At 67.6% G+C, this 20060-nt stretch carries 20 protein-coding genes; 3 read left to right on the plus strand and 17 right to left on the minus strand.

Going from position 1 to position 20060, the window contains the following annotated elements; translation table 11 throughout:
* The first annotated feature begins 17 nt into the window (after window positions 1–17).
* Genes ACZ50Z_RS01110 through ACZ50Z_RS01120 form a run of 3 tightly spaced genes read left to right on the plus strand, consistent with a single transcriptional unit; the run spans window position 18 to window position 2722 of the window.
* Window positions 18–995, plus strand: a complete 978-nt coding sequence (locus tag ACZ50Z_RS01110) for an AAA family ATPase (RefSeq protein ID WP_464481883.1) — start codon at window positions 18–20, stop codon at window positions 993–995.
* 7 nt (window positions 996–1002) lie between these two features.
* Window positions 1003–2265: a DUF58 domain-containing protein gene (locus tag ACZ50Z_RS01115; protein WP_464481884.1), complete on the plus strand. Its 1263-nt coding sequence runs from the start codon at window positions 1003–1005 to the stop codon at window positions 2263–2265.
* Window positions 2258–2722 carry a hypothetical protein gene (locus ACZ50Z_RS01120; RefSeq protein ID WP_464481885.1) on the plus strand — a complete coding sequence of 155 codons (465 nt, stop codon included), beginning with the start codon at window positions 2258–2260 and terminating at the stop codon, window positions 2720–2722. The genes ACZ50Z_RS01115 and ACZ50Z_RS01120 overlap by 8 nt, the downstream gene beginning before the upstream one ends.
* Window positions 2723–2742: 20 nt before the next feature.
* On the opposite strand, the gene nuoN is transcribed toward ACZ50Z_RS01120, so the two are convergent.
* The 17 genes from nuoN to ACZ50Z_RS01205 all read right to left on the minus strand — a co-directional run bounded on the left by nuoN (window position 2743) and on the right by ACZ50Z_RS01205 (window position 20051).
* Entirely contained in the window at window positions 2743–4332 is a 1590-nt protein-coding gene (gene nuoN, locus ACZ50Z_RS01125) for an NADH-quinone oxidoreductase subunit NuoN (protein WP_464481886.1), read from the minus strand.
* A complete protein-coding gene (locus ACZ50Z_RS01130; protein ID WP_464481887.1) occupies window positions 4329–5915 on the minus strand; it encodes an NADH-quinone oxidoreductase subunit M in 1587 nt (528 codons plus the stop codon). The genes nuoN and ACZ50Z_RS01130 overlap by 4 nt, the downstream gene beginning before the upstream one ends.
* Window positions 5912–7798, minus strand: a complete 1887-nt coding sequence (gene nuoL / locus ACZ50Z_RS01135; RefSeq protein ID WP_464481888.1) for an NADH-quinone oxidoreductase subunit L — start codon at window positions 7796–7798, stop codon at window positions 5912–5914. Before nuoL ends, ACZ50Z_RS01130 begins: the two co-directional genes overlap by 4 nt.
* A gap of 10 nt (window positions 7799–7808) precedes the next feature.
* On the minus strand, window positions 7809–8108 hold the full coding sequence (gene nuoK, locus ACZ50Z_RS01140; RefSeq protein WP_025735676.1) for an NADH-quinone oxidoreductase subunit NuoK: 300 nt from the start codon (window positions 8106–8108) through the stop codon (window positions 7809–7811).
* Window positions 8105–8929, minus strand: coding sequence for an NADH-quinone oxidoreductase subunit J (locus ACZ50Z_RS01145; RefSeq protein ID WP_464481889.1), 825 nt, complete (start codon window positions 8927–8929; stop codon window positions 8105–8107). The genes nuoK and ACZ50Z_RS01145 overlap by 4 nt, the downstream gene beginning before the upstream one ends.
* Window positions 8926–9471, minus strand: a complete 546-nt coding sequence (gene nuoI / locus ACZ50Z_RS01150; protein ID WP_464481890.1) for an NADH-quinone oxidoreductase subunit NuoI — start codon at window positions 9469–9471, stop codon at window positions 8926–8928. Before nuoI ends, ACZ50Z_RS01145 begins: the two co-directional genes overlap by 4 nt.
* Complete coding sequence (gene nuoH / locus ACZ50Z_RS01155; RefSeq protein ID WP_464486034.1) at window positions 9464–10735, minus strand: NADH-quinone oxidoreductase subunit NuoH; 1272 nt, start codon at window positions 10733–10735, stop codon at window positions 9464–9466. The genes nuoI and nuoH overlap by 8 nt, the downstream gene beginning before the upstream one ends.
* An 8-nt stretch (window positions 10736–10743) precedes the next feature.
* The gene (locus ACZ50Z_RS01160) at window positions 10744–13209 is read right to left on the minus strand and encodes an NADH-quinone oxidoreductase subunit G (protein ID WP_464481891.1); all 2466 of its coding nucleotides are present in this window, start codon (window positions 13207–13209) and stop codon (window positions 10744–10746) included.
* A gap of 7 nt (window positions 13210–13216) precedes the next feature.
* Window positions 13217–14557: an NADH-quinone oxidoreductase subunit NuoF gene (nuoF, locus tag ACZ50Z_RS01165; protein ID WP_464481892.1), complete on the minus strand. Its 1341-nt coding sequence runs from the start codon at window positions 14555–14557 to the stop codon at window positions 13217–13219.
* The gene (nuoE, locus tag ACZ50Z_RS01170) at window positions 14554–15312 is read right to left on the minus strand and encodes an NADH-quinone oxidoreductase subunit NuoE (RefSeq protein WP_464481893.1); all 759 of its coding nucleotides are present in this window, start codon (window positions 15310–15312) and stop codon (window positions 14554–14556) included. Before nuoE ends, nuoF begins: the two co-directional genes overlap by 4 nt.
* Window positions 15309–16634, minus strand: a complete 1326-nt coding sequence (gene nuoD, locus ACZ50Z_RS01175) for an NADH dehydrogenase (quinone) subunit D (protein WP_464481894.1) — start codon at window positions 16632–16634, stop codon at window positions 15309–15311. Before nuoD ends, nuoE begins: the two co-directional genes overlap by 4 nt.
* On the minus strand, window positions 16634–17341 hold the full coding sequence (locus ACZ50Z_RS01180; protein ID WP_464481895.1) for an NADH-quinone oxidoreductase subunit C: 708 nt from the start codon (window positions 17339–17341) through the stop codon (window positions 16634–16636). The genes nuoD and ACZ50Z_RS01180 overlap by 1 nt, the downstream gene beginning before the upstream one ends.
* On the minus strand, window positions 17338–17892 hold the full coding sequence (locus tag ACZ50Z_RS01185) for a NuoB/complex I 20 kDa subunit family protein (RefSeq protein ID WP_464481896.1): 555 nt from the start codon (window positions 17890–17892) through the stop codon (window positions 17338–17340). Before ACZ50Z_RS01185 ends, ACZ50Z_RS01180 begins: the two co-directional genes overlap by 4 nt.
* A gap of 8 nt (window positions 17893–17900) precedes the next feature.
* A complete protein-coding gene (locus ACZ50Z_RS01190; protein WP_008259436.1) occupies window positions 17901–18278 on the minus strand; it encodes an NADH-quinone oxidoreductase subunit A in 378 nt (125 codons plus the stop codon).
* 310 nt (window positions 18279–18588) lie between these two features.
* On the minus strand, window positions 18589–19002 hold the full coding sequence (locus ACZ50Z_RS01195; protein WP_464481897.1) for an Rv3143 family two-component system response regulator: 414 nt from the start codon (window positions 19000–19002) through the stop codon (window positions 18589–18591).
* A 54-nt stretch (window positions 19003–19056) separates the two neighbouring features.
* Window positions 19057–19605, minus strand: a complete 549-nt coding sequence (locus ACZ50Z_RS01200; protein WP_464481898.1) for a YceI family protein — start codon at window positions 19603–19605, stop codon at window positions 19057–19059.
* Window positions 19606–19637: 32 nt separating this feature from the next.
* Window positions 19638–20051, minus strand: coding sequence for a nuclear transport factor 2 family protein (locus ACZ50Z_RS01205; RefSeq protein ID WP_464481899.1), 414 nt, complete (start codon window positions 20049–20051; stop codon window positions 19638–19640).
* Window positions 20052–20060: the final 9 nt, after the last annotated feature.

Consider the following 20060-nt stretch of genomic DNA (forward strand, 5'->3'; position numbering starts at 1 on the left):
GGGGGCGCGATCCGGACATGACGCTGCCGGCGGCAACCACGACCGCACACTGCGAGGCGATTCTCGACGAGATAGAACGCGTGGTGGTGGGGAAGCGCTCCGCGCTCAAGCTCATCCTCACCGCGGTTCTCGCGCGCGGCCACATCCTCATCGAGGACCTGCCTGGCCTCGGCAAGACGCTGATCGCCAGATCGTTTGCGGCCGCGCTGGGCCTACAATTCACCCGCGTACAGTTCACCCCCGATCTGCTGCCCGCGGACCTGCTCGGCTCGACGATCTACGACATGCAATCGGGCCGGTTCGCGTTTCGGCCCGGACCTATCTTCACCAACCTGTTGCTCGCCGACGAGATCAATCGCACGCCGCCGAAAACCCAGGCCGCGCTGCTGGAGGCGATGGCCGAACGACAGGTCAGCATCGACGGCGAAACACACCAACTGTCAAGGCCTTTCATCGTGCTGGCCACCGACAACCCGATCGAGTACGAGGGCACCTACCCGCTGCCCGAGGCGCAGCTCGATCGGTTCGCGATCCGGCTGGAACTGCGGTATCTCTCCGAACACGACGAGACCTCGATGTTGCGCCGTCGCCTCGAACGCGGTTCGGCCGAGCCGACGGTCAACCAGGTCGTCGACGCGCACGACCTGCTGGCGATGCGGGAATCGGTCGAGCAGGTGACCGTGCACGAAGACGTCCTGCATTACGTGGTCTCACTGGCCAATGCGACGCGGCACCATCCGCAGGTCGCGGTCGGCGCCAGCCCGCGCGCCGAACTCGATCTGGTCCAACTCGCCCGCGCCCGCGCGCTGCTGCTCGGCCGCGACTACGTGATCCCCGAGGACGTCAAGGCGCTCGCCACCGCGGCGGTCGCGCACCGCATCACCCTGCGCCCGGAAATGTGGGTCCGAAAGATCCAGGGCACCGACGTCATCGGGGAGCTGTTGCACCGGTTGCCGGTGCCGCGCACCGGTGCGAGCCCGGGGGAGACCGGATGAGCCCGGCGTGACGCAGAGCCGCGAGGCCGAGTTCCGCTGGCGCGCATCATCATTGACGCGTGCGATCGCGAGCTGCGCGGGGTTTGCGATGGCCGCTGCCGTCATCGGCGCCCGGTGGCAGCTGATCGCGTTCGCGGCGCCGCTGCTCGGCGTGCTGTGTTCGATCAGCTGGCAGCGGCCGGTGCCGGCGATTCGCGTGCACGGTGTGCCCGACGCGCAGCGATGCTTCGAAAGCGAGCAGGCGCACCTGCGGGTGTGGATCACCGGAGAAGAACAGGGGCTGTCGGCCGCCCGGCTCACGGTCGGAGACGTCGAGGGGATGGATCTCGAGATCTCCGATGCTGTTGCGGGCCAGGAGAAGTCGGTCACGGCGACGGCGCAACGCTGGGGACGGTACCCGATCGCGGCCCGCGTCGACGTCGTTGCGCGCGGTGGGTTGCTCACCGGCACGGCCGTCGTCGACACCGCCGAGGTGATCGTCTTTCCGCTGACGCCGCCGCAGTCGACGCCGATCCCGCAGACCGAGTTGCTTGACCGGCTGGGCGCCCATCTGACCCGGCACGTCGGCCCCGGCGTGGAATACGCCGACATTCGCCCCTACGTGCCCGGCGACCAACTGCGCGCGGTGAATTGGCCGGTGAGCGCGCGCCGCGGCCAACTCCACGTCACGGAGCGGTTGACCGATCGCGCGGCGGATGTGGTCGTGCTGATCGACGGATACCGGCAGCCGGCGGGCCCGGCGACCCAGGCCACCGAACGGGTCGTCCGGGGCGCGGCGCAAGTGGTGCAAACCGCGTTGCGGCACGGTGATCGCGCCGGGATCGTCGCGCTCGGGGGCAACCGTCCGCGCTGGCTCGGCGCCGACATCGGGCAGCGCCAGTTCTATCGGGTGCTCGATACCGTGCTCGGTGCCGGCGAGCGATTCGAGCGCACGACCGGCACGCTGGCGCCGCGCGCGGCGGTACCCGCCGGGGCGATCGTCATCGCGTTCTCCACGTTGCTCGACACCGAATTCGCGCTCGCCCTCATCGATCTGCGCAAGCGGGGCCATGTCGTGTTGGCCGTCGACATCCTCGACAGTTCGCCCTTCGAAGACGAGCAGGACCCGTTGGTCGACCGGATGTGGGCGCTGCAGCGCTCCGCGATGTACCGCGACATGGCCACCATCGGGGTGGACATCGTGTCCTGGCGAGGCGACAGCGGTCTCGAGCAGTCGATGGGTGTGCTGCCCGATCGCCGCCGCCGGGTGCGCGGGAGGCTTCGTGGATAGCGGTGGCGCGGGTGCGCTGGGGCGCCTGGGGGCGCCCGCGTTCGCGACCGGATTCGGTCTGCTGATGGTGGGGTTGGCGGCCGGCGGCTCGCACGGGTCCGCCGTCGTCGCGTGGGTGGCGGCGCTGGTTGCGGTGGGGGTGGGGACGGTATTGCGTCCCGCCGCAACGGTTGCCGTGCTGCTGGCGGTCGTGACGGTCATGCTGTCCGATCCGGCGCTCGTGTTCGTCGCGCTGTCCGGCCTGTGCGGGGCCGCCTATCTGGTGTGCCGCCACGCGACCGGCGTGGCCGCCCCGGTGGTGCTGAGCAGCTGGCCGACGGCCGTTGCCGCCGTGGGGTTTACGTTCGCCGGGCTGGTCGCAACGTCGTTTCCGCTGCAGTTGCCGTGGTTGCCGTTGGCCGCACCGCTGGGCGCGCTGGTGATCTATCTGTTGACGATCCGGCCGTTTTTGGCCTGAACGCCGATGTCGGACACCGGTCAGTGCAGCAGGTGCGCGGCCTGGTCGGCCAGGTCGAGCAGCGGCTGCGGGAAGATGCCCAACACCACGGTGACCGCGGCGCAGACCGCGATCGCGGCCTTGCTCAGGATGCCCGGCGCCACCACGTGCGGCGTGTCCTCGGTCGCCTCGGTGAAGAACATCGACACGATCACCCGCACATAGAAGTAGGCGGCGACCCCGCTGGCGACCACACCGACGATCACCAGGGGCACGGCACCGCCCTGGGCGGCGGCCTTGAACACGGCGAGCTTGCTGACGAATCCACTGGTCAGCGGGATACCGGCGAAAGCCAACAGGAACATCGAAAACATCACGCCCACAATGGGTGAGCGTTGCCCCAGCCCCGCCCAGTGCGACAGCGCGGCGTCCTCGACACCGTCGTCGTCGCGGATCAGGCCCACGATGGCGAACGCGCCCACGGTGCTGAAGCTGTAGGCAAGCAGGTAGAACAGCGTGGAGGAAAGCCCGGTGTGGTTGTCGGCGATGACGCCGGTGAGGATGAATCCGACGTGGGCCACCGACGAGTATGCCAGCATCCGTTTGACGTCGGTCTGGTTCACCGCGGTGATGGTCCCCACCACCATCGTCAGGATGGAAATCGTCCACAGCACCGGCCGCCACTGATCGTGCAGCGGCGGCAGAGCCACATAGATCACCCGGAGCAGCGCACCGAAGGCCGCGACCTTGGTGGCCGCCGCCATGAACCCCGTGATGGGGGTGGGGGCGCCCTGATACACGTCGGGAATCCAGGAGTGGAACGGGACGGCGCCGACCTTGAACAGCAGCCCGACCGACAGCAACGCGACACCGACCAGCGCGAGCGAACTGTCGCCGCGCGTGGTCAGCGCATCGCGGATACCGGTCAGCAGCAGCGTGCCGGTCGCGCCATACAGCAGCGCCACACCATACAGGAAGAACGCGGACGAAAACGCGCCCAGCAGAAAGTACTTCATGGCCGCTTCCTGCGAGAGCAGGCGGCGGTGGCGGGCCAAACCGCACATCAGGTACAGCGGCAGGGACAACACTTCCAGCGCGACGAACATGGTCAGCAGGTCGTTGGACGCCGGAAAGACCATCATGCCGCCGACCGACAGCATCGCCAGCGGGAACAGCTCCGTCTGGGCGGCGCCGGCCCGTTCGGCCTCGCGCTCGGCGTCGCTGTCGGGCACCGCGGACGCCTGTGGGGTGAACGAGTCCAGGCCGCCCGTGCCGCCGGAGCCTGCCGCGACGGAAACCTTGCTCTCCGTTCTGGTTTGGGTGCGTTCGGCGATGAAGATGACGGCCATCACCGCGACCAGCAGCACGGTGCCCTGCAGGTACAGGGTCGGCCGGTCGATCGCCATGGCCCCCAGCACCGCGGGCCGCCCGGAGCTCTTGATCGAGCGGCTCACGGCGATGACGGCGACGAACGCCGCGATCAAACCGCCGAGAGCCAGCGTCACCTGGCCGCTGTAGCGAATGCGCCTGGGCAGGAACGCTTCGGCGAGGACACCCACCACGGCGATGCCGAACACGATGAGCGTCGGGGACAGCAGGAAATACTGGATGCTGGGGGTGGGGAGGGTCATCGCGGTCCTTCCGCGGTCCGGGCTGCTTCAGCGGGCCTGGGATTTCCCACCGGCACAGTCGGTTTGGGATCGTGCTGGCCGATGGTGGTCATGGTGTTCTCGACGGCCGGATTGATGATGTCGAGGACCGGCTTGGGGTAGATCCCGAGCACGAGCAGCAGCGCGATCAACGGAGCGACGACGACCAGTTCGCGCGCTCTCAGGTCGCCGATCTTCTCGTTGCCGGTGGCCACCGGCCCGGTCATCACGCGCTGGTAGAGCCACAACATGTACACGGCCGACAGCACCAGCGCGGTGACGCCGAACCCGGCGGCCAGCCAGTACCGGTTGAAAGTCCCCAGCAGGACCAGGAATTCGCTGATGAACGGGGCCAGGCCGGGCAGCGACAGGGTGGCCATCGCCGAGACCAGGAAGGTACCCGCCAAGATGGGCGCCACCTTCTGCACGCCGCCGTAGTCGGCGATCGCCCGGCTGCCGTGCCGCGAGATCAGGAACCCCGCGATCAGGAACACCGCCGCGGTGGACAGGCCGTGGTTGAGCATGTACAGCGTCGACCCGCTCTGGCCCTGGCTGGTCATCACGAAGATGCCCAGGATGATGAACCCGAAGTGCGAGATCGACGTGTAGGCGATCAGGCGCATGATGTCGGTCTGGCCGATGGCGACGATCGCCCCGTAGACCACCCCGATGACTGCCAGCACGACGATCAGCGGGCGGAAATACGTTGAGGCGTCGGGGAACAGCTGCAGGCAGTAGCGCAACATGCCGAAGGTGCCGACCTTGTCCATCACCGCCATCATCAGCACCGCGGTCGCCGGGGTGGCCTCGACCGCGGCGTCGGGCAGCCAGCGGTGGAACGGCCACAGCGGGGCCTTGATCGCGAACGCGAACATGAAACCCAGGAACAGCGCTTTGAACACCGCGGGGTCCGCGCCGTAGCGGCCGGACGCGACGCCTGCCACGATCTCGCGGAAGTCGAACGTGCCCGACCCGTGCTCCGAGGTCACCACGTAGAGCCCGATCACCGCGGCCAGCATGATCAGCCCGCCGAACAGGTTGTAGAGCAAGAACTTCACGGCCGCGCGTGAGCGGCCAGGCCCCCCGCCGAACCCGCCGATCAGGAAGTACATCGGGACGAGCATGGCTTCGAAGAACACGTAGAACAGCAACACGTCCAGCGCGATCACCGAGATCAGCACCATGGACTCGATGGCCAGTGTCAGGGCGATGTAGGCGTGCACACCACGCGTCCGCTCGCCGCCGTCGTTCCAGCCGGCCACCTGCAGCACCGGGATCAGCACCGCGGTCAGCAGGACCAGCACCACAGCGATGCCGTCCACACCCAGGGTGTAGCCGGCGCCGAAAGCCGGGATCCACTCGTGCTTTTCGACGAACTGGTAAGCGTCGCCCCCGGTCTTGAACCCGAGGGTGACGACGATCGCCACCGCCAGGGTCGCGACGCCGAAGACCAGGCCGGTCCACTTGGCGAGCTGTCGCAGCCCGGGCGGCATCAGGATGATCAGCACCGAGCCGGCCAGCGGGACCAGCCACAGGACGCTGAGCCAGGGGATGTTCGTGCTCACCACAGTTTCACCGCCAGGATCAGCGCGACCACCAGCACCGCGCCCGTCAGCATGGACAACGCATAGTTGCGGGCGAAGCCGGTTTGCAGGCCCCGCAGGCGATTTGACGTCCGGCTCACCAGCGCCGCCAGCGCGTTGACCGAGCCGTCGACTCCCGCGTTGTCGACTTCGACAAGCGCGTGGGTCAGTTGCGCACCGGGGCGCATGAACACCTCCTCGTTGAAGGCATCGCCGTAGAAGTCCCTGCGGACGGCCGTCGTGAGGGCCGAGACGGACAGCGGGGCCACCCGCGGGATGGGCGCGGTGGCGTAGAGCCGGTAAGCCACCGCGATCCCGATGACGACGACGCCCAGCGCCAGGGCGCTGCTGACCCACACCGGGAACGCGTGGGTCACCTCTTCGTGTTTTCCGACGACCGGTTCGAGCCAGCGCGCCAAGGTGCCGCCGACCGCCAGCAGGCCGCCGGAGAATACCGAACCCAACGCCAGCAGGATCATCGGCCAGGTCATCAGGGCCGGCGCCTCGTGCGGGTGGGCGCCCGGAGCCCAGCGCTTCTTACCGAAGAAGGTCATCAGCATCACGCGGGTCATGTAGAACGCGGTGACGCCCGCGCCCAACAGCGCCGCCCCGCCCAGCAGGTAACCCCGGACGCCCCCGGCGGCCAGCGCCGCCTCGATGATGGCGTCCTTGGAGAAGTAACCCGCGAACGGCGGCACACCGATGATCGCCAGGTATCCCAGGCCGAACGTGGCGAACGTGATCGGTAGCGCCGCGCGCAGCCCGCCGTACCGGCGCATGTCCTGCTCTTCGTCCATCGCGTGGATCACCGCGCCGGATCCCAGGAACAGCCCGGCCTTGAAGAAGCCGTGGGTGAGCAGGTGCATGATCGCGAACGCGTAGCCGGCCGGACCCAGGCCGGCGGCCAGCACCATGTAGCCGATCTGGCTCATCGTGGAGGCCGCCAGCGCCCGCTTGATGTCGTCCTTGGCACAGCCGATGAAAGCTCCGAGCAGCAACGTGACCGCACCCACGACGACCACCGCCAGTTGCGCGTCGGGCGACAGGTTGTACAGCGGGTTGGAGCGCACGATCAGATACACCCCGGCGGTCACCATGGTGGCGGCGTGGATCAGCGCGGACACCGGGGTCGGGCCTTCCATGGCGTCGCCCAGCCAGGCCTGCAGCGGCACCTGCGCGGACTTGGCGCAGGCACCCAACAGCAACAGCAACCCCATCGCGGTCAGCGCGCCCGGCCCGGCGGCCGGCGCCCCGGCGAACACCCCGGCATACGACAGCGTGCCGAAAGTGCTGAACATCAAGAACATTCCCAGCGCCAGCCCGGCGTCACCGACCCGGTTCATCACGAAGGCCTTCTTGGCCGCCGTGGCCGCCGTCGGCTTGTGGTACCAGAACCCGATCAGCAGGTAGGACGCCAGGCCCACCCCTTCCCAGCCGACGTAGAGCACCACGTAGTTGTCGGCGACCACGAGCAGCAACATCGAGGCGAGGAACAGGTTGAGGTAGCCGAAAAACCTTCGGCGGTCCGGATCTTCGGCCATGTAGGCGACCGAATAGATGTGGATCAGCGAGCCGACCCCGGAGATCAGCAACACGAAACACACCGACAGCTGGTCGATCTGCATCCCCAGGTCGACCTGGAGCTGGCTGACCGGGATCCAGCTGAACACCTTTTGGTGGATGACGCGGTCGTCGGCGGCGCGGCCGAGCAACTCGCTCAGCAGGTCCAGGCCCACGCCGAACGCCGCAAGGGCGGTAGCGCAGCCCAGCCAATGCCCCCAGCGGTCGGTGCGACGCCCGCCGAACAGCAGGATGGTGGCACCCGCCAACGGCAGCGCGACCAGCAGCCAGGTGTATTGAGTCATCTTGGCGTCTTCAGCCTTTGAGTAGATTCGCGTCGTCGACGGACGCCGATTTGCGGGCACGGAAAATCGTCATGATGATGGCCAGGCCGATGACCACTTCGCAGGCGGCCACCACCATCGTGAAGAACGCGATCATCTGCCCGTCCAAATGGCCGTGCATCCTCGCGAACGTGACGAACGCGAGGTTGACCGCGTTGAGCATCAGCTCGACGCACATGAACATCACGATGGCGTTGCGACGCAACAACACACCGGAGGCCCCGATGGTGAACAGCAGCGCCGAAAGGTACAGGTAGTTAGCGGGATTCACGACGCACCGCCTTGTGACAGACTCGGGCTTGCCTCGGGGGACGGGGTCTTCTTGCCGTCGGCGCCGCGGCTTTGCAGCATCGGCGACACCGACAGCTTCGAGTACGAGCCGTCCGGCAGCAGCGCGGCCACGTCGACGGCGTTGTGGCGGGCGTAGACACCGGGGCTGGGCAGCGGGGTGGGGTGCCCGCCGGGCTGGAATCGTTCCTGGGAGAGCTCGCGCTGCGTCTTGCGGCGTTCGAAACGCTCGCGATGCGCGAGCACCATGGCCCCGACGGCGGCGGTGATCAGCAACGCGCTGGTGAGCTCGAAGGCCCACAGGTAGCGCGAAAAGATCAGCGCCGCCAGACCTTCCACGTTGCCGGCGGCGTTCGCGGTGGTCAGCCCGGCGAAACCGCCCGTGGTCACGTTGCCGATGGCGGCGATGAGCAGGATGCCGAATCCGACGCCGGCGGCCACCGCGGCGACGCGCTGACCCCGCAGCGTCTCGCGCAGCGATTCGGCGGAGTCCACGCCGATGAGCATCAGCACGAACAGGAACAGCATCATCACCGCGCCGGTGTAGACCACGACCTGAACGACGCCCAGGAACAACGCGTCCTGGATCATGTAGAACACCGCCAGGATGATCATCGTCATCGCCAAAAACATCGCCGAGTAGACGGCGTTGACCGCCAACACCACCCCAAGCGCGCCGATCACGGCCAGCGCACCCAGCACCCAGAACGTCACCGCTTCGCCAGTGGAGGTTCGCGAGATGCTGTCGTGGGCGAAACTGGAGGCCAGAATTGACGTGACGGCGTGGCCCGCGACACCGGTCACCGGGACTCCTTGGCGTGCTGGGTGTCCCGCAGCCCCTGAGCGGTCACGTTGCCCAGGTAGTAGTCCTTGTCGGTGGCGCCGTCAGTCCTGGGGTGCGGCGGCGCGAGCATGTCTTGCAGCAGCGGGGCCAGCAGCCGGTCCTTCTCGTAGATGAGGTCGGCGCGGTTGTCGTCGGCCATCTCGTAGTCGTTGGTCATCGTCAGCGCCCGGGTCGGGCAGGCCTCGATGCACAGGCCGCAGCCGATGCAGCGCAGATAGTTGATCTGATACACCCGGCCGTAGCGTTCCCCGGGCGAATACCTGAGTTCCTCGGTGTTGTCGGCGCCCTCGACGTAGATGGCGTCGGCCGGGCACGCCCACGCGCACAGTTCGCAGCCGATGCACTTCTCCAGGCCGTCCGGGTAGCGATTGAGCTGGTGGCGCCCGTGATAGCGGGGCATGACCGGGCCCGGCTTTTCCGGATACTCCTCGGTGACGTTGCGTTTGAACATCGATCCGAACGTCACGCCGAATCCGGCGATGGCGTCCAAGAATCTAGCCACGTGCTTCCTCCTTGCTCGCAGCCGCCAGGGACTTCATCTCTTTCGCCGGCAGCGGCGGTGTCGGGAATACCGGGGTGGAGCTCGCTACGGCCGGGAGCTTTTTCGCCTCACGCCGCAGCTGGCGCTCCAGCGCGCGAATACCCGGCGCGCTGAACGGTTTTCGCAGCAACGGCACCAGCGCGGTGGCGAACACGATGCTGCTCACCACCAGCACCGGGGTCCAGTGCTGATAGCCCTGGTTGCGCAGCGTGCGCACCACCGCGGCGATCAGGACCCAGACCAGCGAGGCCGGGATCAGCAGCTTCCAGCCCAGCCCCATGAACTGGTCGTAGCGCAGCCGGGGCAGCGATGCCCGCAGCCAGAAGTAGAAGAACAAGAAGGTCCACATCTTGGCGGTGAACCACAGCACCGGCCACCATCCGGTGTTGGCGCCCGCCCACATGTTCAGCGGCCACGGCGCGTGCCAGCCACCGAAGAACAAGACGGTGGCGAGCGAGGAGACCGTCATCATGTTGACGTACTCGGCCAGCATGAACATCGCGAATTTCAGCGACGAGTACTCGGTGTGGAATCCCGCGACCAGTTCACCCTCGGCCTCGGGCAAATCGAATGGCGCGCGGTTGGTTTCGCCGACCATCGAGATCAGATAGATCACGAACGACGGCAGCAACAGAAACACGTACCAGACCCGGTCCTGCGCGGCGACGATCTGTGACGTCGACATGGAGCCGGCGTAGAGGAACACCGCCGCGAACGACAGCCCCATCGCCACCTCGTAGGAGATGACCTGGGCGGTGGAGCGCACCCCGCCCAGCAGCGGGTAGGTGGACCCGGATGCCCAGCCGCCCAACACGATTCCGTACACGCCGATGGCCGACAGACCCAGGATGAACAGCACCGCGACCGGGAGGTCGGTCAGCTGCAGCGGCGTGCGGTGGCCGAACACCGACACCACGGGTCCGAACGGGATGAACGCGAAGGCGGTGAACGCCGGGATCGTGGAGATGACCGGCGCCGCGAAGTAGACGAACTTGTCGACACCGCCGGGGGTGATGGTCTCCTTGAGCGCCAACTTGATTCCGTCGGCCAGGCTCTGCAGCACGCCCCAGGGCCCCGCCCGGTTGGGGCCGGGCCGCCGCTGCATCCAGCCGAGGATCTTGCGTTCGAGCAGAATCGCGACCAGCACGTTGAGCATGAGGAACACGAAGATGGCCAGCGCTTTGCCGAGCACCAGCCACCAGGTGTCGTGTCCGAAGACGGTCAGGCCGGTAGTCATTTGCGGCGCTCCTCCTCATCGCTGCGCTCTGCATCGTCGCCGCCGGTGCCCACTCCGATTGTCACTGTGCTGCCGAGGGTCACGCCGAGTTGGCGGTGCACCGCCGACGCCGACGAGTTCAGCGGGAGCCACACCACCCGGTCCGGCATGTCGGTGACGACCAGTGGCAGGCTGATGGATCCGCGTGACGTGGACACGGTCACCGCGTCGTCCTCGGCGGCGCCGATTTCGGCGGCCGTATCGGCGGACAGCCGCACCACGGATTTGCGCGCCGTTCCCGCCAGATGTGGCTCACCGTCCTGCATCCGGGCGTTGTCCAGCAGCATCCGCCAGCCGGCCAACACCGCCTGTCCTTTTTCGGGCCCGGGCGCGGCCGGCTGTGGCGCCGCGACGTCGGGACTGGCGGCGCGCTTGCCGTCCCATCCCCGCAGCGCGGACAGCTCTTCGCGGGCCACCTCGACGCTGGCCATGCCCAGATAGACGCCCATCTCGTCGGCCAGCGCGTCGAGCACCTGGTGGTCGGATTGGCTGGCGTCCTGCGTGTTGCGCAGTGCGGCATCGAATGGCCGGAAGCGCCCCTCCCAGTTGACGAACGCGCCGGCCTTCTGGGTCGTCGAGGCGACCGGGAACACCACGTCGGCGCGCTGCGTGACGGCGCTGTGCCGCATCTCCAGGCTGACCACGAAGCCGGCTGCGTCCAGCGCCGCCAGCACCGCTTGCGGGTCGGCGAAGTCGTCGGGCTCGACACCGCCCACCAGCAGCGCGCCCAGCGTTCCGTCGGTGGCGGCGGCCAGGATGCCGTCGGCGTCACGCCCACGGCCGGACGGCAATTCGGACACGTTCCAGGCTTGCGCCACCTGGGCCCGGGCGGTCTCGTCGTCCACGGGGCGACCGCCCGGCAGCAACCCGGGCAGCGCGCCCGCCTCCAGCGCACCGCGCTCGCCGGCGCGCCGCGGCACCCACGCCAGGCGGGCGCCGGTGCTGTCGGCGAGCCGGGCCGCGGCGGACAACCCGCCCGGCGCGGTGGCCAGACGCTCGCCGACCATGATGACCGCGCCCGGGGTGGACAGCAGGTCGCCCACCTCGCCGGTGGCCAACCCGTCCAGGGCGGAGGCCTCGGCGCCGGGCACGGTCTTGATCAGCCGGCCGGCCATCTTCTGAAGCGCCCGGGTGGCGAACGGCGCCACCGCGTAGACCGGCAACCCATGCTTGCGGGCCGCCTTGCGCAGCCGCAGGAACACGATCGGCGACTCGTCCTCGGGCTCGAACCCGACCAGCACCACCACCGGGGCCGATTCCAGATCGGCGTAGCTGACCGACATCGGCCTGCCGGCGACGCGGGCGGCCAAAAAGTCGGCCTCCTCGGCCGAACTGGGGCGGGCCCGAAAGTCGATGTCGTTGCTGTCCAAGACGATTCGCGCGAACTTGGAGTAGGCGTAGGCGTCCTCGAGGGTCGCGCGGCCGCCGACGAGGACCCCGGCGCGCCCGCGCGCGGCTTCCAGGCCCTGCGTCGCGATGGCGATCGCGTGTGACCACGAGGCCGGTTGCAGCGAGCCGTCGGGATCGCGCACCAGGGGAGTGGTGATCACGTCGGGCTGGGTGGCGTAGTTGAACGCCCACCGCCCCTTGTCGCAGTTCCACTCCTCGTTGACTTCCGGGTCGTCGCCGGCCAGCCGGCGCAGCACCTTGCCGCGGCGGTGGTCGGTGCGCTGCGCGCACCCGGAGGCGCAGTGTTCACACACGCTCGGGCTGGAGACCAGATCGAAGGGACGGGCTCGGAAGCGGTAGGCGGTTCCGGTCAGGGCGCCCACCGGGCAGATCTGCACCGTGTTGCCCGAGAAGTAGGAGTCGAACGGCTCGTTGGCGTAGATGCCGACCTGCTGCAGGGCGCCCCGCTCCTGCATGTCGATGAAGGGGTCGCCGGCGATCTGTTCGGAGAATCGCGTGCAGCGCGCGCACAGGATGCAGCGCTCGCGGTCGAGCAGCACCTGCGAGGAGATGTTGATCGGCTTGGCGAAGGTGCGCTTGTCGTCGGTGAAGCGGGAATCGGCCCGCCCGTTGGACATTGCCTGGTTCTGCAGCGGGCATTCGCCGCCCTTGTCGCACATGGGGCAGTCGAGCGGATGGTTGATCAGCAGCAGCTCCATCACCCCGTGCTGCGCCTTGTCGGCGGCCTCGGAGGTGAGCTGGGTGCGCACCACCATGTCGTCGGTGGCCACGGTGGTACACGACGCCATCGGCTTGCGCTGGCCCTCGACCTCGACCAGGCACTGCCGGCACGCGCCGACCGGCTCCAGCAGCGGGTGGTCGCAGAAGCGCGGGATCTGGATGCCCATCAATTCGGCGGCCCGGATCACCAAAGTTCCTTTGGGAACGCTGATTTCGATGTCGTCGATGGTCAGCGTCACCATCTCCGGCGGACGCACCTCGTCGCCGGTCTCGGTTTTGGCAAGGCTAGTCATCAGCGCGTCATGCCTTTCCGCTCGGCATCAGCATGGAGTCTCGTGGATCGAACGGGCACCCGCCGCCCTCGACATGGGCGACGTATTCGTCGCGGAAGTACTGGATGGACGACATGACGGGGCTGGCGGCGCCATCGCCCAAGGCGCAGAACGCCTTACCAAGGATGGAGTCGGAGATGTCGAGCAGCTTGTCGAGGTCCTCGTGCGTGCCCGTACCGGCCTCCAGCCGCTCGTAGATCTTGTCCAGCCAGAAGGTGCCCTCGCGGCACGGCGTGCACTTGCCGCACGATTCGTGCTTGTAGAAATACGTCCAGCGCTGCACCGCGCGCACCACGCAGGTGGTCTCGTCGAAGATCTCCAGCGCCTTGGTGCCCAGCATCGAGCCGGCGCCGCCCACGCCCTCGTAGTCCAGCGGGACGTCGAGATGCTCGTCGGTCAGCAACGGCGTCGACGAGCCGCCGGGCGTCCAGAACTTGAGCCGGTGACCTGCCCGCACCCCGCCGGCGTAGGCGAGCAACTCCCGCAACGTGATTCCCAGCGGGGCCTCGTACTGCCCGGGACGGGTGACGTGCCCGGACAGCGAATACAGCGTGAAGCCCGGGGACTTCTCGCTACCCATCGAGCGGAACCAGTCCACGCCGTTGCCGATGATCGACGGCACGCTCGCGATGGTCTCGACGTTGTTGATCACCGTGGGGCACCCGTACAGGCCCGCCACCGCGGGGAACGGCGGGCGCAGCCGCGGCTGGCCGCGTCGGCCTTCCAGCGAATCCAGCAGCGCGGTTTCCTCGCCGCAGATGTACGCGCCGGCGCCGGCGTGCACCACCAGCTCCAGATCGAATCCCGAGCCGTTGATGTCGCGGCCCAGGTAGCCGGCGGCGTACGCCTCGGCCACCGCGTTCTGCAGGCGGCGCAGCACCGGCAGCACCTCGCCGCGCACATAGATGAACGCGTGGTTGGCGCGGATCGCGTAGGCGGCGATGATGACGCCCTCGACGAGGACGTGCGGTGTCGCCAGCATCAGCGGAATGTCTTTGCACGTACCAGGTTCCGACTCGTCGGCGTTGACCACCAGGTAGTGCGGCTTGGCGGCCGCACCGGTGTCGCCCTGCGGGATGAACGACCACTTGGTCCCGGTCGAGAAGCCCGCGCCGCCGCGCCCCCGCAGCCCGGAATCCTTCACCACCCCGATCACCGCGTCGGGCTCCATCCCCAACGCCTTCTTCATCGCCTCGTAGCCGCCGTGCCGGCGGTAGGTCTGCAGCGTCCAGGACTCGGGGTCGTCCCAGAAGCGGCTGAGTACCGGGGTGAGCGGCGTGGCGCCCGACGTCTCGGAAGTGGTTGTCATTGCTGACCTTCCGGCGCGCTGGGCGCAGCCATGCCGTGTTCCTGGGCTACCTTCAGGCCGGCGAGGGTCGCGGCGCCGGCGCCACCCTGCCCCTGGTCGGGCCGCTCATCGGGCAGGCCGGCCAGGATGCGCGACGTCTCCCGGAAGGCGCACAGCGGCGCGCCGCGGGTGGGGGACTGCGGCTGACCCGAACGCAGCGAGTCGACGAGTGCGCGCGCCGAATCGCAAGTCTGGTTGTCGAAGAACTCCCAGTTCACCATCACCACGGGCGCGTAGTCGCAGGCGGCGTTGCACTCGATGTGCTGCAGGGTGACCGATCCGTCGGCGGTGGTCTCGTCGTTGCCGATGTCCAAATGTTCTTTCAGGGCATCGAAAATGGCGTCGCCGCCCATCACGGCGCACAACGTGTTCGTGCAGACGCCCACCAGATAGTCGCCGGTGGGGCCGCGCCGATACATGGTGTAAAAGCTGGCCACCGCCGACACCTCGGCCCCGCTGAGTCCGAGCTGCTCACCACAGAACTCCAGGCCCGCCGGTGTCAGGTAGGAATCCTGGGCCTGCACCAGATGCAGCAACGGCAATAGCGCCGAGCGCTTCTCGGGGTAGCGGCCCATGATCTCCTTGGCGTCGACCTCCAGCCGGTCCCGCACCTCGGGCGGATACGACGTGGGCGCGCCCTCGACGACGAACGCGTTGGGCTCGTCCGGCGGCGGGCCGAGCCGCAGAAAGACCGGCTGTCCCTGCGGGCCGGTCACCGGTCCACCCCGCCCATGACCGGGTCGATGCTGGCGACCGAGGTGATCAGGTCGGCGACCATCCCGCCCTCGCACATCGCGGCGACCGACTGCAGGTTGGTGAACGAGGGGTCCCGGTAATGCACCCGGTAGGGCCGGGTGCCACCGTCGCTGACCATGTGCACGCCGAGCTCTCCGCGCGGCGACTCCACGGCCGTGTACACCTGCCCGGGCGGAACCCTGATGCCCTCGGTGACCAGTTTGAAGTGGTGGATCAGGGCCTCCATCGAGCCGCCCATGATCTTGGCGATGTGCTCCGGCGAGTTGCCCATGCCGTCGGGTCCCACCTTCAGGTCGGCCGGCCACGCGATCTTGCGGTCCTCGACCATGATCGGGCCCGGCTTCAACTTGTCCAGACACTGCTCGACGATCTTGATCGACTCCCACATCTCGTTGACTCGAATCATGTAGCGCCCGTAAGCATCACACGTGTCTTCGGTGATTACGTCGAATTCGTAGTTTTCATATCCGCAGTACGGTTCGCTCTTGCGCAGATCGTGTGGCAGCCCGGTCGCGCGCAGGATCGGTCCGGTGATGCCCAGCGCCATGCATCCGGTCAGATCCAGGTAGCCGACGTCCTGGGTGCGGGCCTTCCAGATGGCGTTCTCGTTGAGCAGGCCGCTCATCTCGCGCAGCACTTCGCGCAGCGGGTCGAGGGCCTCGGCGATTTCGGTTTGCGCGTTCGGCGGCAGGTCCTGGGCGACGCCGCCGGGCCGGACGTAGTTGCTGTTCATCCGCAAGCCGGTGATCGACTCGAACAGGGTCAGCACGATTTCGCGGCCCCGGAAGCCGACGAACATCGGGGTCATGGCGCCCAGTTCCATCCCGCCGGTGGCCAGGGCCACCAGGTGCGACGAAATCCGGTTGAGCTCCATCATCAACACCCGGATGACGTCGACGCGCTCCGGGATCTGGTCGGTGATCCCGAGCAGCTTCTCCACACCCAGGCAGTAGGCGGTCTCGTTGAAAAACGGTGCGAGGTAATCCATCCGGGTCACGAACGTGACACCCTGTGTCCAGTAGCGGTATTCGAGGTTCTTTTCGATACCGGTGTGCAGATACCCGATCCCGCAGCGGACGTCGGTGACCGTCTCGCCCTCGATTTCCAGGATCAGCCGCAGCACCCCGTGGGTGGACGGGTGCTGGGGACCCATGTTGACGACGATGCGTTCGCCGGGATCGGCACTGCGGGCGGCCTCGACGACCTTGTCCCAGTCCTGGCCGCCGGCGACCACGAGGGTTTCGCCGGCGCCGTCGTGCGTCGATTCAGTGGTGGTGCTCATCAGTTGTACGCTCTCCGCTCGTCGGGCGGGGGTATCTGTGCGCCTTTGTATTCGACGGGAATTCCGCCGAGGGGGTAGTCCTTGCGCTGCGGATATCCGTGCCAGTCGTCGGGCATTTCGATGCGGGTCAGCGACGGGTGACCGTCGAAGATGATGCCGAAGAAGTCATAGGTCTCGCGCTCGTGCCAGTCGGTGGTCGGATAGATGCCGAACAGCGAGGGGATGTGCGGATCACCGTCGGGCGCAGAGACTTCCAGGCGGACGCGGCGGTTGTGCGTGATCGACTGCAGCGGATACACCGCGTGCAGTTCTCGCCCCGCCTCGTGCGGGTAGTGCACCCCGCTGACGCCCAGGCACATTTCGAAGCGCAGCGGCGGTTCGTCGCGAAGGCGCTGGGCGACCTGCGGCAGCGCCTCACGGCGCACGTGCAGGGTGAGCTCGTCGCGGTACACCACGACCTTTTCGATTGCGTCCGTGAATTCGACGCCGCCCTTTTTCAGCGCCTCGGCCAGGCCGTCGACGAGCTCGTCGAAATAGCCGCCGTAGGGCCGCGGGCTGCTGCCCGGGAGCAGGACTTCGCGCACCAGCCGGCCGTAGCCGGACGTGTCACCCGAGCCCTTGACGCCGAACATGCCGCGGCGCACGTCGATGACTTCTTCGTCGGCGCGACTGATTGCCTCTTGGGGATCCTGGTTCGGCGAACTCATCGGAGCAGCCCGCGCATCTCGATGGTGGGCCGCGCCGACATCGCCGCCTGCTCGGCTTCGGCGATGGCGTCCTCCCGGTTGACGCCCAGCGGCATCTCCTGAATCTTCTCGTGCAGCTTCAGAATTGCGTAGAGCAGCATCTCCGGGCGCGGCGGGCATCCGGGCAGGTAGATGTCCACCGGAACCACGTGATCGACGCCCTGGACGATCGCGTAGTTGTTGAACATTCCGCCCGACGACGCGCACACGCCCATGGCCAGTACCCATTTCGGCTCGGCCATCTGGTCGTAGATCTGCCGCAGTACCGGGGCCATCTTCTGGCTGACCCGCCCGGCGACGATCATCAGATCGGCCTGGCGGGGGGTGGCCGAGAAGCGCTCCATGCCGAACCGCGCGATGTCGAATCTTGGCCCGGCGGTTGCCATCATCTCGATGGCGCAGCAGGCCAACCCGAACGTCGCCGGCCACAGCGAGTTCTTGCGGACGTAGCCCGCCACCTTCTCGACCGTGGACAGCAGAATCCCGCCGGGCAGCTGTTCCTCAAGACCCACGTTTTACCTCAATCCCAGGTCAGGCCGCCGCGGCGCCACACATAGGCGTAGGCCACGAAAACCGTGAGCATGAACACCACCATTTCGACCAGAGCAAACGTGCCCAGCGCGTCGTAGCTGACCGCCCACGGATACAGGAACACGATTTCGATGTCGAAGACGATAAAAAGCATCGCGGTCAGGTAGTACTTCACCGGAAACCGCTGTCCCGCCGTCGCATGCGGGCCGCTCACCGAGGTCTCGGTGGGTTCGATTCCACACTCGTAGGCCGCCATCTTCGACTTGTTGAACCGGGACGGGCCGGCCAGGCTCGCGATCACGACCGAGCCCACGGCAAAGGCCGCGGCAATCGCACCGAGCACCAGGATGGGTATGTAGACGTTCAATTCGCTCCATGATCCGTCGTACGAGCCGCCTGCAGCGGCCAGGCGGTAACCGGGCTGCTGTGACGAACTGGGTCTGAAGCCCGTCACAGTGATCTTCAACATAGCGTCGCTGCGTGCGGTGCGCTTGCCCGGGGTGGGCGTTTTGCAGTATTGGGACGCCGCGCGCGTGCTGTGCTGCGCGAACTCCGGACATGGCGCGATCGGGACGCGCGCGGAGAGCAACGGGCGCGGTCCGGCGTCGGAGAGGTCAGAACCGCCGCGGGCGGGCGCCGAGAGGCAAAAGCCGCGGCAAGGCGCGGCTATGCGGGGGTCAGCGAACCGGGGTTCGCAACAAACTGAGGACCGTGCGGCCCAGCAGGATGGGGTCGATGGGATGCGCCACCGCGCCCTCGGCGCGCGACCAGGACGCCAGCCACGCATCGTCGGGACGCCCGGTGAGCACCACCAGCGGCGGGCAGGTCTCGAGTTCGTCCTTGAGCTGTTTCGCGATTCCCATGCCGCCCGTCGGGGTGGCCTCGCCATCCAGGATGGCCAAGTCGATCCCGCCCTCGTCCATCGTCCGCACGACCATCGGGCCGGTCGCCACCTCGACGTAGCTCAGCTCGGGCAAATCCGGGTGCAGTTGCTTGCCCAGCGCGCGCATCACCCGTTCGCGGGTTTGGGCGTTGCTGCTGTAGACGAGGATCCGCAGGGCGACGCTGGGTTGGGCGATGGAGTCGGACACGGTGCAGATGCTACTGGGGTCGCCGCGCAGATATCCCCGGTGCCCGCAGAATGCTCATCGCGCTTCGCGCACGAAGATGGCTTCCGTTGCCGCGGTCACCGTCGAACCGATCATGCCGAGCCGGTTCCAGCCCAGGTCGAAACAGGCCCGATCGATGGTGGTCTCGCCGCTGATGCGGATCGAGCCGTCGTCGAGCTCGGAGATCGTGACGGGCAACGGCAGCTCCGCGGTGACGCCCTTGACGGTGAAGTCGGCCCGAACGTCGGCGGCCTTGCCCTTCGGAGGGCCCTGAGCCGGGCGCACCGCCGTGACGACGACGCTGATTTCCGGGAAACGCTCGACGTCGAAGAAGTCGGCCGAGCGCAGGTGTTTGTCGCGGCGTCCGATCCCGGTGTCCAGCGAGGCGGCACGGATGTCGACGCGCCCGAAAACCGCTCCCTTGCCGGTCAGTTGGCCGTCGCCGGTGAAGTCGGTGAAACGGCCTTTGACGTTCACCAGCCCCCACATGTTGCGGACCTTGAACGTAATGGCCGAGCGATCCGGGACCAGGCTCCACACGCCGGCCATGTCGGGATCGTGCAGCAGTGTCTCCAAAGTCGTCATCGTCACCCCCATGTGTCGTGGCGAATCTAGCCTCAATTCATCAACGGCGCGATCCCTGCGGGGTCGAAGTATTCGTCGATGCGCTCGATGCGGCCGTCGGTGCCCACCCGGATCACGATGCACACCCGCAGCGAGATCGATTGCCCCGCATGCCCGGTGGCGTGCAGGATGTGCTGCTGGACGAAGCCCTGGGCCGAACCGTCGTCGAAGAATTGCCGGTCGAGAATCTCGTAGCGTCGTTGCGCGGTCGCGCCGATGAACCACTCGATGACCCGCATCGCGCGGGTCTTGTCATCTGCTTCGAGGGGGCCGCGGCGCGAGCCGACGCGCCACACCGCGATGTGCTCGCTCCACATTGCGTCGACCGCCGCGACATCGCCGCGCTCGATCGCGGTGAACAGGCGATCGGCCGCCTCGACGACCGTTTCTGCGCGGGATGCGGGCATGGCACTGGC

The organism is Mycobacterium sp. NTMscope_MAC_269 (assembly GCF_976985695.1).